The sequence below is a fragment of the Janthinobacterium sp. C22 genome (assembly GCF_057919405.1).
Window position 1 is genome coordinate 2,830,813 of record NZ_CP193659.1, and the last position, 13,216, is coordinate 2,844,028.

At 61.6% G+C, this 13,216-nt stretch carries 14 protein-coding genes and 1 pseudogene; all 15 read left to right on the plus strand.

Features of this window, described 5'->3' with window-relative positions; genetic code table 11:
• Window positions 1-10 precede the first annotated feature (10 nt).
• The 15 genes and pseudogenes from fabG to acpS all read left to right on the plus strand — a co-directional run bounded on the left by fabG (window position 11) and on the right by acpS (window position 13,215).
• On the plus strand, window positions 11-754 hold the full coding sequence (fabG, locus tag ACRHIG_RS13140; protein ID WP_035820245.1) for a 3-oxoacyl-ACP reductase FabG: 744 nt from the start codon (window positions 11-13) through the stop codon (window positions 752-754).
• 178 nt (window positions 755-932) lie between these two features.
• Window positions 933-1,172, plus strand: coding sequence for an acyl carrier protein (gene acpP / locus ACRHIG_RS13145; protein WP_008449912.1), 240 nt, complete (start codon window positions 933-935; stop codon window positions 1,170-1,172).
• Window positions 1,173-1,201: 29 nt separating this feature from the next.
• Complete coding sequence (gene fabF / locus ACRHIG_RS13150; protein ID WP_326455852.1) at window positions 1,202-2,452, plus strand: beta-ketoacyl-ACP synthase II; 1,251 nt, start codon at window positions 1,202-1,204, stop codon at window positions 2,450-2,452.
• Between the two features lie 179 nt (window positions 2,453-2,631).
• Window positions 2,632-3,102, plus strand: coding sequence for a hypothetical protein (locus ACRHIG_RS13155; protein ID WP_489630416.1), 471 nt, complete (start codon window positions 2,632-2,634; stop codon window positions 3,100-3,102).
• A gap of 66 nt (window positions 3,103-3,168) precedes the next feature.
• Window positions 3,169-3,792 carry an RNA polymerase sigma factor RpoE gene (gene rpoE / locus ACRHIG_RS13160; RefSeq protein ID WP_070223871.1) on the plus strand — a complete coding sequence of 208 codons (624 nt, stop codon included), beginning with the start codon at window positions 3,169-3,171 and terminating at the stop codon, window positions 3,790-3,792.
• A 72-nt stretch (window positions 3,793-3,864) separates the two neighbouring features.
• Complete coding sequence (locus ACRHIG_RS13165) at window positions 3,865-4,200, plus strand: RseA family anti-sigma factor (RefSeq protein ID WP_475415301.1); 336 nt, start codon at window positions 3,865-3,867, stop codon at window positions 4,198-4,200.
• A 252-nt stretch (window positions 4,201-4,452) separates the two neighbouring features.
• Window positions 4,453-5,943 carry a DegQ family serine endoprotease gene (locus ACRHIG_RS13170; protein ID WP_489630417.1) on the plus strand — a complete coding sequence of 497 codons (1,491 nt, stop codon included), beginning with the start codon at window positions 4,453-4,455 and terminating at the stop codon, window positions 5,941-5,943.
• A 54-nt stretch (window positions 5,944-5,997) separates the two neighbouring features.
• On the plus strand, window positions 5,998-6,243 hold the full coding sequence (locus tag ACRHIG_RS13175; RefSeq protein WP_489630418.1) for a glutaredoxin family protein: 246 nt from the start codon (window positions 5,998-6,000) through the stop codon (window positions 6,241-6,243).
• Window positions 6,244-6,560: 317 nt separating this feature from the next.
• The gene (lepA, locus tag ACRHIG_RS13180) at window positions 6,561-8,354 is read left to right on the plus strand and encodes a translation elongation factor 4 (protein ID WP_475415304.1); all 1,794 of its coding nucleotides are present in this window, start codon (window positions 6,561-6,563) and stop codon (window positions 8,352-8,354) included.
• Window positions 8,351-9,268 carry a signal peptidase I gene (gene lepB / locus ACRHIG_RS13185; RefSeq protein WP_099400487.1) on the plus strand — a complete coding sequence of 306 codons (918 nt, stop codon included), beginning with the start codon at window positions 8,351-8,353 and terminating at the stop codon, window positions 9,266-9,268. Before lepA ends, lepB begins: the two co-directional genes overlap by 4 nt.
• A 92-nt stretch (window positions 9,269-9,360) precedes the next feature.
• The gene (gene rnc, locus ACRHIG_RS13190) at window positions 9,361-10,176 is read left to right on the plus strand and encodes a ribonuclease III (protein WP_034749615.1); all 816 of its coding nucleotides are present in this window, start codon (window positions 9,361-9,363) and stop codon (window positions 10,174-10,176) included.
• A gap of 1 nt (window position 10,177) precedes the next feature.
• Window positions 10,178-11,080 (plus strand): GTPase Era, encoded by a 903-nt coding sequence (gene era / locus ACRHIG_RS13195; RefSeq protein ID WP_076566641.1) that lies wholly within the window; start codon window positions 10,178-10,180, stop codon window positions 11,078-11,080.
• Window positions 11,081-11,108: 28 nt separating this feature from the next.
• Window positions 11,109-11,980, plus strand: a pseudogene (gene recO / locus ACRHIG_RS13200) (DNA repair protein RecO).
• A 49-nt stretch (window positions 11,981-12,029) separates the two neighbouring features.
• Window positions 12,030-12,791 carry a pyridoxine 5'-phosphate synthase gene (gene pdxJ / locus ACRHIG_RS13205; RefSeq protein WP_475415306.1) on the plus strand — a complete coding sequence of 254 codons (762 nt, stop codon included), beginning with the start codon at window positions 12,030-12,032 and terminating at the stop codon, window positions 12,789-12,791.
• A gap of 22 nt (window positions 12,792-12,813) precedes the next feature.
• The gene (gene acpS, locus ACRHIG_RS13210; protein WP_489630419.1) at window positions 12,814-13,215 is read left to right on the plus strand and encodes a holo-ACP synthase; all 402 of its coding nucleotides are present in this window, start codon (window positions 12,814-12,816) and stop codon (window positions 13,213-13,215) included.
• Window position 13,216: the final 1 nt, after the last annotated feature.

The window sequence follows — 13,216 nt, forward strand, 5'->3', positions numbered from 1 at the left end:
AAGGAAACTCATGAATTTAGCAAATCAAGTCGTGCTGGTCACGGGCGCCTCGCGCGGCATCGGCCGCGCCATCGCCACCGAACTGGGCAAGCAGGGCGCCACCGTCGTCGGCACCGCCACCTCGGAAAGCGGCGCGCAAGCGATCACCGATTATCTGGCCGCCGAAGGCGTGGCGGGCAAGGGCCTGGTCCTGAATGTGACCGATGCGGCGCGTTGCGCGGCCGTCGTCGACGAGGTGCAGAAAACCTACGGCAGCCTGTCCATCCTGGTTAACAATGCGGGCATCACGCAAGACCAGCTGGCCATGCGCATGAAGGATGAGGAGTGGGACAGCGTCATTTCGACGAACCTGTCGGCCGTCGGACGCCTGTCGCGCGCAGTACTGCGTGGCATGATGAAAGCCAAAACCGGGCGTATCATTAACATCACGTCGGTGGTGGCTTCGTCGGGCAATCCGGGGCAGATGAATTACGCGGCGGCCAAGGCCGGCGTGGAAGGCATGAGCCGCGCGCTGGCGCGCGAAATCGGCAGCCGCAACATTACCGTGAACTGCATCGCCCCCGGCTTCATCGATACCGACATGACCAAGGCCCTGAGCGAAGAGCAGCACGCGGCCCTGTTGACGCAAATTCCCCTGTCCCGCCTGGGCAAACCGGAAGATGTGGCGGCGGCGGTGGCCTTTCTGGCTTCGCCGCAGGCGGCGTATATCACGGGCACGACCCTGCACGTGAACGGCGGAATGTACATGAATTGATGTGAAAGCTAGACAGGGCGGGCGTTTGTGGCATGATTCAACGGCCGTTTTTGTCTATAATCGCATCTTTTAGCAGCAGCTTCGGTCGAATTAGCAGCAGACACCGAAATTAGTATTCGGACGCGCAAACCTGATAAAATGCGCGCACTTTCCGTAACACACACTTTGGAGCCATAACATGTCGGATATCGAACAACGCGTTAAGAAAATCGTCGCTGAGCAACTGGGCGTTGCAGAAGCAGACATCAAAATCGAATCCTCCTTCGTCGACGATCTCGGCGCCGATTCCCTGGACACCGTGGAACTGGTCATGGCCCTGGAAGACGAATTCGAAATGGAAATCCCTGACGAACAAGCTGAAAAAATCACCACCGTGCAACAGGCGATCGACTACGCCACCGCACACGTCAAGGCCTAAGCCTGTCTGACCGACTTCAGGAGAATCGCTTGAGCCGTTCTAAAAACCGTCGTGTTGTTGTCACCGGCCTGGGCTGCGTTTCACCTGTCGGCAATACTATTGCCGAGGCGTGGGGCGCAATCATTGAAGGTAAATCCGGCATTGCCACGATTACCAAGTTTGATGCACAGCCATTCACCACGCATTTTGCCGGTGAAGTCAAAGGCTTCAATATCGAAGATTACATCTCCGGTAAGGAAGCCCGCCATATGGATACCTTTATCCATTACGGCATGGCTGCGGGCATCCAGGCGATGCAGGACTCCGGCCTGGAAGTGACCGAGGAAAACGCCGAGCGCATCGGCGTGATCATCGGTTCCGGTATCGGCGGCTTGCCGCTGATCGAGGAAACCAAGTCCGAGTACGAAAAGCGCGGTCCGCGCCGTATCTCGCCCTTTTTCGTGCCTGCCTCGATCATTAACATGATCTCTGGCAACCTTTCGATCAAATATGGTCTGAAGGGCCCGAATCTGGCGATCGTGACGGCGTGTACCACCGGTTTGCACAGCATCGGTGCCGCAGCGCGCATGATCGAGTACGGCGATGCCGACGTCATGATCGCCGGTGGTGCCGAATCGACCGTGTCGCCGCTGGGCCTGGGCGGTTTCGCCTCGGCACGCGCCTTGTCGACCCGCAACGACGATCCGGCAACGGCATCGCGTCCGTGGGATGCCGACCGCGACGGCTTCGTGCTGGGCGAGGGCGCTGGCGTCATGGTGCTGGAAGACTACGAGCACGCGGTAGCCCGTGGTGCCAAGATCTATGCCGAAGTGCATGGTTTCGGGATGAGCGCAGATGCTTATCACATGACCTCGCCGTTGGAAGATGGCAGCGGCGGCAGCAAATCGGTGATCGCGGCCCTCAACAACGCCGGCTTGAACGCGGATCAGATTCAATACCTGAACGCGCACGGCACGTCGACCCCGCAAGGCGACGTGGCGGAAGTGATGGGCATCAAACGCACCTTCGGCGAGCACGCCAAGAATCTGGTCGTCAACTCGACGAAGTCGATGACGGGCCATTTGCTGGGCGGCGCGGGCGGTCTGGAAGCGGTGTTTACGGTCCTGGCATTGCACCATCAGGTGTCGCCTCCGACCATCAACATCTTCAACCAGGATCCGGCTTGCGATCTCGATTTCTGCGCCAACACGGCGCGGGACATGAAGATCGATTATGCAGTGAAGAATTCGTTCGGCTTTGGCGGAACGAATGGCACGCTGATTTTCGGTAAAGCGAAATAAGCAGGAACTTTCAAGCGCTCGCTACGGTCAAATCGTAGTGAGCGCTGATTCGGCGCCAACGTTCGTTGGCGCCTGAATTTGCCCGGCATGGTGCTGGCGCGCCTTTTTTCCCATGAAGTATGTCGATCGCGGTAGCGGCTGTCATTCGCACGCCTGTCTGTTTGCGCCTGTTGCAAGCGGTGCTGGGACTGTGTGCCTTGCTCGCCGCCTGGCCCTTGAGCGGCGCGTGGCGCGCTGCGGCGGTGCCTGCCCAGCTGGTGGGCGGCTATGCGCTGGGCTGGCCCGGTGCAGTGCTGAGTGCGGCTGGCGGCGTGTTTTTGCTGGCTTTGCTGCGCAGGCGCAGAAAGCCGCTGGCGCTTGATATTTCGCCGGTCGGCCAGTTGCGGCTGGCGGTATATCTGGAGCGTGGCGGGACGTCGAGGACGGATGCCGCCGGGCTGGCGGTGCCGGCCGGCGCGGGGCTGGCGCCGCCGTCAGGGCTGCGCCTGTTGCCGGGCTCGACCCTGTGGCCGTCGCTGCTGGTGCTGTGCCTGGCCGATGCCGCGGGGCGGCACATGCAGGTGCTGGTGCAGCGCGGCGGCAGTTGCCCCGCCTTCCGTCCGCTGGCCGTGGCGTGCCGGGCCATCGCGGCGCGGAGTGGGGAAGAATAAAAGTGGGATGAACACTGAACTTCTTGCAGCGGGCCAACTCTATATCCATACAGGCGCCCACGCTGCATGACTACAGGGACATTGGGCGTGAGGACAGAGCGCGAGTATGATCAGTTACTGGTCGAGCGGGTGCAGGCTGGCGACAAACGGGCATTCGATGTGCTGGTATCGAAATATCAGCGCCGCTTGATGCGTCTCGTGTCGCGTCTTGTGCATGACCCGGCGGAGGCCGAAGATGTGGTGCAGGAAACCTTTATCAAGGCGTACCGGGCGCTGCGCCATTTTCGCGGCGATGCCGCCTTCTATACCTGGCTGTATCGCATCGGCATCAATACGGCCAAGAATTATCTCGTCACGCAGGGGAGGCGCGCCGCCACGTCCAGCGATGCCGACGCCGAGCAGGCGGAGTCCTTCGATGATGGCAATAAATTGCGCGACAACAATACACCCGAATCGGTGCTGGCCAGCAAACAGATTGCGGCCACCGTCAATGCAGCCATGGATGTGCTGCCCATCGAATTGCGCACGGCCATCGTGCTGCGCGAAATCGAGGGCCTGAGCTATGAAGAAATATCGGAGATCATGGCGTGCCCCATCGGCACCGTGCGCAGCCGGATTTTTCGTGCGCGCGAAGTGATTGCGGAGAAATTGAAACCGTTGTTGGACATGCCGATTGACAAGCGCTGGTAATCTGAGGAGTATGAGGTTGGCATGGCTGCGTCCGGTTTTCGCACCGATCCTCTTGAAATGGCAGGACCCATCATGGATACGCATACACGATTGCACGAGACTATTTCCGCGCTGGCCGATGGCGAGCTGGCGGCGAGCGAACTCGAACTGGCTTTTGCCGCTCTCGATACGCCATCGGGGCGGCAAGCCTGGAATGCCTATCGCCATATCGGTGACGTGCTGCGCTCGGAGGAGTGCGGCCACGCGCTGAGCGCCCAGTTCGACGGGCGCCTGGCCAGCCGCCTGGCCGCCGAGGCGGCGCCTGAGGACCCGGTTGCCCATGCGGAGCCGGTGCTGCCCTTGTCCGCCGCCATCGTGCCGACCGGTGCGGCCGAGCCGCTGGAGGCGGGACCGCTGGCGCAGCGCTAGCGCCAGGGCTGCTTTCCATCTTATGCCAGGCTTAACGCCCGCGTCACCCTCTTGACACTGGACTTCGGTACGATTGACACTGTGTGCAGGCAATATCTTGCTTTTGCGATATATTGTTGCTGCCATGCGCGCTGCCGGGTGTGGATGTCCCTGAGGTGCCGTCATTGTGGCCAAATCATGCACGCAGGCAATCGCCTGATCCGCGTTTTGATCCGTTTATATCTTCGAAGAGATCCTTTCCATGAAAAAAACATGTGTGCCGCCAGCAAGTCGTTTTCCGTGAAGACGCTTTCCGCCTTATTGTTCGGTACCGCTGGCGTGTTTCTGGCTCCCGCCATGCTGGGGCTGGCGCCGCAGGCGCAGGCCGCCGTGCCGGCTGTGAAGCTGCCTGATTTCTCGGACCTGGTCGACGCCGTCGGCCCCGCCGTCGTGAATATCCGCACCACCGAGCGCCTGAAAATGGGCGGCCCCGGCGCTGGCGCCGGTAGCCAGGACGAGCAGGAAATGCAGGAATTTCTGCGCCGCTTCTTCGGCGGCGCCATGCCGACCCCGCGCCAGCAGGCGCCGCGCGGCGGCCGCCGCGCCGTGCCGCAGGAACAGGAAGTGCAACGCGGCGTGGGCTCCGGCTTCATCATCTCGGCCGATGGCTACGTGCTGAGCAATGCCCACGTGGTCGATGGCGCCGATGAGGTCTACGTGACCCTGACGGACAAGCGCGAATTCAAGGCCAAGGTGATCGGCGCCGATGCGCGCACCGACGTGGCCCTGCTGAAAATCGAGGGCGGCAACCTGCCGCGCCTGACCATCGGCGACTCGAACAAGATACGCGTGGGCGAGTGGGTGATCGCCATCGGCTCGCCGTTCAACCTGGAAAACACGGTGACGGCCGGCATCATTTCCGCCAAATCGCGCGATACGGGCGACTACCTGCCCCTGATCCAGAGCGACGTGGCCGTCAACCCCGGCAACTCGGGCGGTCCGCTGATCAATATGCGCGGCGAAGTGATCGGCATCAATTCGCAGATCGCCACCCTGTCCGGCGCCTACAACGGCATTTCGTTTGCCGTGCCCATCGATGAAGCCATGCGCGTGGGCGAGCAGCTGAAAAAGACGGGCAAGGTCGTGCGCGGCCGCATCGGCGTGCAGATCGGCGAGGTGAGCAAGGATGTGGCGGAATCGCTGGGCTTGCCGAACGCCAAGGGCGCGCAAGTGTCGATGGTGGAGCCGGGCGGTCCGGCCGACAAGGCGGGCATCAAGCCGGGCGACATCATCCTGAAATTCAACGGCGCGCCGATCGAGCGTTCGTCCGACCTGCCGCGCCTGGTGGGCGGCGCCGCCGTCAACGGCAAGTCCACGGTCACCGTCTGGCGCAAGGGCGCGCAGCAGGACATTCCCGTCACCGTCGTCGAGCTGGAAGGCGAGAAAACGGCGAAGAAGGGCGCCAGGGAGCCGGAAGCGCAAGCCGTCAATGCGCTGGGACTGAAGGTCAGCGACGTGCCGGCCGCGAAGAAGCAGGAATTGAAGATCGACGCCGGCGTGCTGGTCGAGGATGCCGATGGCGTGGCGGCCCTGGCCGGCCTGCAGCCTGGCGACGTGATCTTGCAATTGAATAATGTTGCCGTGAAAGATGCCAAGCAGTTCAATGCCCTGGTGGCCAAGCTCGATCCGAAGAAATCGTCGGCCGTGCTGGTGCGCCGTGGCGATACGGCGCAATTCGTTTCGCTGCGTCCGTCGGCCAAGTAAGTTGCTGATTCACCCGCATCCCGGCTCCGGCAGGGATGCCTTTCCCCTTTCTTCATGCACTTCACCCTCTATTCCCGCAGTTATTGCCATTTATGCCAGGACATGCTCGACGCCTTGCTCCTGCTGCAGCCACCTGAAAAACCGTTCACGGTGGACGTGATCGATATCGATGCCTCGCCCGATGCCACGCTGCTGGCCCGTTTCGACGAGCTGGTGCCGGTGCTGTTTGGCGACCTGGCGCAGCCCGAACTCTGTCATTATTTTCTCGACGAGGCGGCCGTGCGGCGCCGCCTGGTGTAGCTTAATTGCCAATATTGACACTGCAATGCACCATTCTGGTGCTGAAAACAGCCGAAAATGTCGGCTTGCCCCAGTGCCGGCCTCATAAGACGGGCTTTCTACTCTGAAATCCGGTAAAATGGGGAGGTCGAAAAAGCTACTGTCCGAGGCAGCAGCTTCTGTCGCTTCAAAAGCGCTCGCCTGGGCATGCAGATGTCCTGCTCGGAGCGCTTTTTTCATCATGAGTGGGGCGCCTGGTTTTGGCCCTGTTTGGCCCGGACATGATCCCCCTGATTCCTGTTAAAGCAGTGTCGTCAACTTCGCACTTATATTAGTTAATGAACAACATACGCAACTTCTCCATCATCGCCCATATTGACCACGGTAAATCGACCCTGGCTGACCGCATCATTCAATTGTGCGGCGGCTTGTCCGACCGCGAGATGGAGGCGCAGGTGCTCGATTCGATGGATCTGGAGCGCGAGCGCGGCATTACCATCAAGGCGCAAACGGCGGCCCTGCACTACAAGGCGCGCGACGGCCAGATCTACAACCTGAACCTGATCGATACGCCGGGCCACGTCGACTTCAGCTATGAAGTGTCGCGCTCGCTCTCAGCGTGCGAAGGCGCGCTGCTGGTGGTGGACGCGTCGCAAGGCGTGGAAGCGCAAACGGTCGCCAACTGCTACACGGCGCTGGACCTGGGCGTGGAAGTGGTGCCCGTGCTGAACAAGATCGACTTGCCGAACGCCGACCCGCCGAACGCCATTGCCGAGATCGAAGACGTGATCGGCATCGACGCGGGCGACGCCGTGCATTGCTCGGCCAAGACGGGCCTGGGCGTGCAGGACGTGCTGGAATCCCTGATCGCCAAGGTGCCGCCGCCGAAGGGCGACCCGGATGCGCCGCTGCAGGCGCTGATCGTCGATTCCTGGTACGACTCCTATGTGGGCGTGGTCATGCTGGTGCGCGTGGTCAACGGTACTCTGAAGCCAAAGGACAAGATCCGCCTGATGGCCACCGATTCGGTGCAGCTGGTGGAAGACATCGGCGTATTTTCTCCCCGTTCGCAATCCCTGCCGCAACTCTCCGCTGGCCAGGTGGGCTTCATCATCGCCGGCATCAAGGAATTGAAAGCGGCGAAAGTGGGCGACACCGTCACCCTGGCCAATCGTCCCGCCGCCGAGCCATTGCCTGGCTTCAAGGAAGTGCAGCCGCAGGTGTTCGCCGGCCTGTTCCCCGTGGAAGCGAACCAGTACGACGCGCTGCGCGACTCGCTGGAAAAGCTGAAACTGAACGACGCGGCCCTGATGTACGAGCCGGAAGTGTCGCAGGCGCTGGGCTTCGGTTTCCGCTGCGGCTTCCTGGGCTTGCTGCACATGGAAATCGTGCAGGAGCGCCTCGAGCGCGAATTCGACATGGACCTGATCACGACGGCGCCGACCGTGGTGTATGAAGTGATCCAGCGCGATGGCAGCCTGATCAACGTCGACAACCCGTCGAAGATGCCGGACCCGTCGCGCATCGAGGAAGTGCGCGAGCCTATCGTCACCGTCAACCTGTACATGCCGCAGGAATACGTGGGTTCCGTGATTACCCTGTGCATCGCCAAGCGCGGCATCCAGATGGACATGAGCTACCACGGCCGCCAGGTCAAGCTGGTGTATGAAATGCCGATGGCCGAGATCGTGCTGGACTTCTTCGATCGCCTGAAATCGACGTCGCGCGGCTATGCCTCGATGGACTACGAGTTCAAGGAATACCGCGCGGCCGACGTGGTCAAGGTCGACATGCTGATCAACAGCGAAAAAGTCGATGCGCTGGCCATCATCGTCCACCGTTCTAACAGCCAGTACCGTGGCCGCCAGGTGGCCGCCAAGATGCGCGAACTGATCCCGCGCCAGATGTTCGACGTGGCGATCCAGGCGACCATCGGCGCGAACATCATTTCGCGCGAGAACGTGAAAGCCCTGCGCAAGAACGTGCTGGCCAAGTGCTATGGCGGCGATATCAGCCGCAAGAAGAAATTGCTGGAAAAACAAAAGGCGGGCAAGAAGCGCATGAAGCAAGTGGGTTCCGTGGAAATCCCGCAAGAAGCATTCCTGGCAATTTTACAAGTGGACGATAAATGAACCTGCAAGTGATCTTAGGAAATTTCGCTTTAATCCTGTTCGTGCTGATGGTGCTGACGGGCCTGGTCTGGTGCCTGGATGTGTTTTATCTGTCCAAGCAGCGCCGCAAGGCGGCCGACCGCGCCCTGGCGGAGTTCGATGCGCGCCAGTCCAAGCTGGCCGCCGAGGGCATCAAGTCCGATGCGGGCGGCAGCCGCGCGAGCATCGAGGCGGCCCTGTTGCGCCAGCCCACCTGGGTCGAGTATTCGGGCAGCTTCTTCCCCGTCATCGCGCTCGTGTTCTGCCTGCGCTCGTTCCTGTACGAGCCGTTCAAGATCCCGTCGAGCTCGATGGTGCCGACCTTGCTGGTCGGTGACTTGATCCTGGTCAACAAGTTCACCTATGGCATTCGTTTGCCGATCGTTAACAAGCGCATCATTGAAGTCAACGATCCGCAGCGCGGCGACGTGATGGTGTTCAAGTACCCGAAAGATATGTCGCAAGACTATATCAAGCGCGTGATCGGTGTGCCCGGTGATAAAATCACCTATGAAAACAAGCGCTTGACGGTTAACGGCAAGGAAGTGGCGTACACCCCGCTGGACGACTACCTCGATGACGAAAGCACGGTCTACCACAAGCAGCTGGAAGAAAACCTGACGGGCGTGAGCCACCGCATCCTCAACGACGAGCCCGCTCCCACGTTGAACTTGCGTGAAGTGAAGGATTTCCCGCACAAGGAAGCGTGCAACTACAACGAAGACGGTTTTACGTGTGTGGTGCCACAAGGCAATTACTTCATGATGGGCGACAACCGCGACAATAGCGCGGACAGCCGCTACTGGGGCTTCGTGCCGAACGAGAACATCGTCGGCAAGGCTTTCCTGGTGTGGATGAACTTCAGCAATCCGAAACGCGTGGGCGGCATACACTAAGCCGGCCTGGTCTGTAATGGACCGCCCCTGGCTGCCGCGCCGATTCCCCGCGCGGCGGCCAGCCGAATTACTCAGATGACACAGAAACAATAATGAATCTTCAGCTATTGCAAACCCGTTTAGGCTATACGTTCCAGGATGCTGGCCTGTTGCAGCAAGCCTTGACGCACCGTAGCCACAGCAGTTTGCATAACGAGCGGCTGGAATTCCTCGGCGACTCCATCCTCAACTGCGTGGTCGCCTCCATCCTGTACGAGCGTTTCAAGTCCATCGACGAGGGCGATCTGTCGCGCCTGCGCGCCAACCTGGTCAAGCAGCAGTCGCTGTATGAGATCGCGCAAAAGCTGGAACTGTCGCAATTCCTGCGCCTGGGCGAAGGCGAGCTGAAATCGGGCGGCTTCCGCCGTCCATCGATCCTCGCCGACACGCTGGAAGCCCTGCTGGGCGCCATCTTCCTCGACACGGGTTTCGACGCCGCCAGCACGGTGATCCGCGCGTTCTATATCCCCATCCTCGACTCGGTCGATCCGCAAACGCTGGGCAAGGATGCCAAGACCCTGCTGCAGGAGTTTCTGCAGAGCAAGAAAATTTCGCTGCCACAGTACAACGTGGTGGCCACCCACGGCGCCGCCCACAGCCAGGAATTCGAGATCGAATGCCTGGTGCCGAAATTGAATATCCAGGTTTACGGCCGTGGCGGAAGCCGCCGCGCCGGTGAGCAAGCCGCCGCCAAACTGGCGCTGGACGTGGCCGAGCAGGCACTGTTGAAGTCGCCAGCCGCCAGCCGCAAGCCCAAACCGCGCGCCGCCCAGCTCAAGCTGGCCGGCATTGCCACCATCCAGAGCGACGACGCGCAAGCCCCTGCGGCACCGGCGATCGCCGCTCACACTAAACAGAATCGACACTAGCATGACAGCCACCAAAATGCCCGACAACTTCCGCTGCGGCTATATCGCCATCGTGGGCCGCCCCAACGTGGGCAAATCGACCCTGATGAACGTGCTGATCGGCGCGAAGGTCAGCATCACTTCGCGCAAGGCGCAAACCACGCGCCACCGCATCACGGGCATCCAGACGCTGCCGGACGCGCAATTCATCTACGTCGACACGCCTGGCTTCCAGACGCGCCATTCGAACGCGCTGAACAAGACGCTGAACAAGACCGTCACGAACACGCTGATTTCCTCGGACGTCATCCTGTACGTGATCGAGGCGGGCACGTTTGGCCCGGCCGACCAGCAAGTGATGGACCTGCTGCCGAAGGAAGTGCCGTGCATCCTCGTCATCAATAAATCGGACCGCGTGAAGGACAAGGCCGTGCTGCTGCCGTTCGCGCAAAAGATCGCCGCCATGCGCGACTTTGCCGCCATCGTGCCCGTCTCGGCCAAGCTGCATTTCCAGCTGGAAGGCTTGCAGAACGAGATCAAGCGTTTCTTGCCGGAAAACCAGCCCATCTTTGGCCCGGACGACATCACGGACCGCAGCGAAAAATTCCTCGCCTCGGAAATCGTGCGCGAAAAACTGTTCCGCTTCGTCGGCGACGAACTGCCGTACACGAGCACCGTGCTGATCGAGAAATTCGAGCAGGAAGGCGATCTGCGCCGCGTGTTCGCCGCCATCCTGGTCGAGCGCGATACGCATAAATCCATGATTATCGGCAACAAGGGCGCGCGCCTGAAGGAAGTCTCCACCCAGGCCCGCCTGGACATGGAAAAGTTGTTCGGCGGCCCCGTGTACCTGGAAATCTGGGTCAAGGTCAAGTCGGGCTGGGCCGACAACGAGGCGGGCTTGCGCGCCTACGGCTACGAGTAATCCGCAACCCGGGGGCGACGCTACACGCATGAGCACCACCACGCCAGCGCAGCGCGATCCTGCGCCAGCTTCACCTGCTGCATCTGCTGCATCTGCACCCGTCCCCGCGCCGGCGGCCATCGCGCCGCCGGCCGCACCTTCCGCAGCGCCTGCGTCGCCGCCTCCACGGCGCAGCCGTCCGCCCGCGCGCGACGGCCGCATCACGGGCCAGCCCGCCTTCGTGCTGCACAGCTACCCGCATAAAGAAACCAGCCTCATCGTCGACGTGTTTACGCGCGAGTACGGCCGCATCGCGCTCGTCGCCAAGGGCGCCAAGCGGCCCCATTCGCAGTTGCGCGGCGTGCTGCAGACGTTTCAGCCGCTGCAGGCGGGCTGGACGGGGAAATCCGAGCTGCGCATCCTGACGGGCGCGGAATGGGTGGGCGGCATGTTGCCGCTGGAAAAGACCGCCCTGCTGTGCGGTTTCTATCTGAACGAATTGCTGGTGAAACTGCTGGCGCGCGACGACCCGCATCCCGTCCTGTTCGACCATTACGTTGCCACCTTGAATCAACTGGCGCACAATGAGCCGCCGCCCATCGTGCTGCGCAAGTTCGAGCGCGCGCTGCTCAAGGAAACGGGCGTGGCGGCCGACCTGACGCGCTGCACGGGCACGCGCCAGGCCGTCGAGGCGGGGCAGGTGTACGTGGTCGACCCGGAGCGGGGGCCGCGCCCGGCGCGCGCCGCCGACGCCTGGCCCAAGATCACGGGCAAGACCCTGCTCGACATGGAGCGCGAAGATTATCTCGATGTGGCCACGCAGGCGCAAAGCAAGCTGCTGATGCGCTTTTTGCTGGCCCATCAACTGGGGGCGCCACCTTGAACACGCGCCAGATACTGATCGATTTAATGCAGCTGTAGTGCTGCTCTTTACATTGCAGCGCTACGGCACTTTACGGATACCATCACTATGAGCTTTTTGCAGCCTGCCGGCCCCGTCATCGACCTGGGCGTCAATATCGACCACGTGGCCACCTTGCGCAATGCGCGCGGCACCGCGTATCCGGACCCGGTCCGCGCTGCCCTGCTGGCCGAACAGGCGGGTGCCGACGCCATCACCCTGCATCTGCGCGAAGACCGCCGCCACATCAAGGATGCGGACGTGATCGCCATCGCGCCGCAATTGCTCACGCGCATGAACCTGGAAGCGGCCGTGACGCAGGAAATGCTCGACTTCGCCTGCCGCATCCGCCCGGCGGACGTGTGCCTGGTGCCGGAAAAACGCACGGAAGTGACCACCGAGGGCGGTCTGGACGTGGTGCGCTACTTCAAGGAAGTGCAGGCGGCCGTGAAGCAATTGCAAGGCGAGGGCATCCGCGTGAGCCTGTTCATCGATGCGGACGAGCAGCAGATCGCCGCCGCCGCCGAACTCGGTGCGCCCGTGATCGAACTGCACACGGGGCGCTATGCCGATACGGCAGGCGCGGAACAGCAGGCGGAGCTGGAGCGCATCAAGGCGGGCGTGCTGTTCGGCGTCGGGCGCGGCCTGAAGGTCAACGCGGGTCACGGCTTGCATTACACCAATGTGCAAGCGATTGCCGCCATTCCCGATATCGCCGAACTGAACATCGGCCACGCCATCGTCGCGCATGCCGTGTTTGTCGGCTGGGAAAATGCCGTGCGCGAAATGAAGGCCATCATGGTGGCCACGCGCCTCGGCCACCGGGCTTGATCATAGATAGCAAGGAGGTGGCATGATCTACGGCATCGGCACCGATATCTGCAAGATTCCCCGCATCGAGGCGGCCCTGGCGCGCCATGGCGAGCGTTTCGCCAGAAAAATACTGGGGCCGCAGGAGCTGGAGAAATTCCGCGCCCGCAGCGCCAAGAATGCCGTGCGCGGCGTGCGCTTCCTGGCCACCCGCTTTGCGGCCAAGGAGGCGTTTTCCAAGGCCATCGGCCTGGGCCTGCGCATGCCGATGACGTGGCCCGCCGCGCAGATGCTGAATCACCCCAGCGGCAAGCCGATGATCGTCTGCAGCGGCGTGCTGGCGGACTTCATGGCGCAACATCGGCTGAGCGCGCAAGTGACCATCAGCGATGAAGAAGAATATGCGGTCGCGTTCGTGATCGTGGAACAGGCAGTGCAAGAATGAG

Bases quoted from the DNA above. Each gene is read 5' to 3' on its own strand.
- fabG (WP_035820245.1), top strand. From the start codon at position 11: ATGAATTTAGCAAATCAAGTCGTGCTGGTCACGGGCGCCTCGCGCGGC.
- acpP (WP_008449912.1), top strand. From the start codon at position 933: ATGTCGGATATCGAACAACGCGTTAAGAAAATCGTCGCTGAGCAACTG.
- rpoE (WP_070223871.1), top strand. From the start codon at position 3,169: ATGACTACAGGGACATTGGGCGTGAGGACAGAGCGCGAGTATGATCAG.
- ACRHIG_RS13165 (WP_475415301.1), top strand. From the start codon at position 3,865: ATGGATACGCATACACGATTGCACGAGACTATTTCCGCGCTGGCCGAT.
- ACRHIG_RS13170 (WP_489630417.1), top strand. From the start codon at position 4,453: ATGTGTGCCGCCAGCAAGTCGTTTTCCGTGAAGACGCTTTCCGCCTTA.
- ACRHIG_RS13175 (WP_489630418.1), top strand. From the start codon at position 5,998: ATGCACTTCACCCTCTATTCCCGCAGTTATTGCCATTTATGCCAGGAC.
- lepA (WP_475415304.1), top strand. From the start codon at position 6,561: ATGAACAACATACGCAACTTCTCCATCATCGCCCATATTGACCACGGT.
- lepB (WP_099400487.1), top strand. From the start codon at position 8,351: ATGAACCTGCAAGTGATCTTAGGAAATTTCGCTTTAATCCTGTTCGTG.
- rnc (WP_034749615.1), top strand. From the start codon at position 9,361: ATGAATCTTCAGCTATTGCAAACCCGTTTAGGCTATACGTTCCAGGAT.
- era (WP_076566641.1), top strand. From the start codon at position 10,178: ATGACAGCCACCAAAATGCCCGACAACTTCCGCTGCGGCTATATCGCC.
- pdxJ (WP_475415306.1), top strand. From the start codon at position 12,030: ATGAGCTTTTTGCAGCCTGCCGGCCCCGTCATCGACCTGGGCGTCAAT.
- acpS (WP_489630419.1), top strand. From the start codon at position 12,814: ATGATCTACGGCATCGGCACCGATATCTGCAAGATTCCCCGCATCGAG.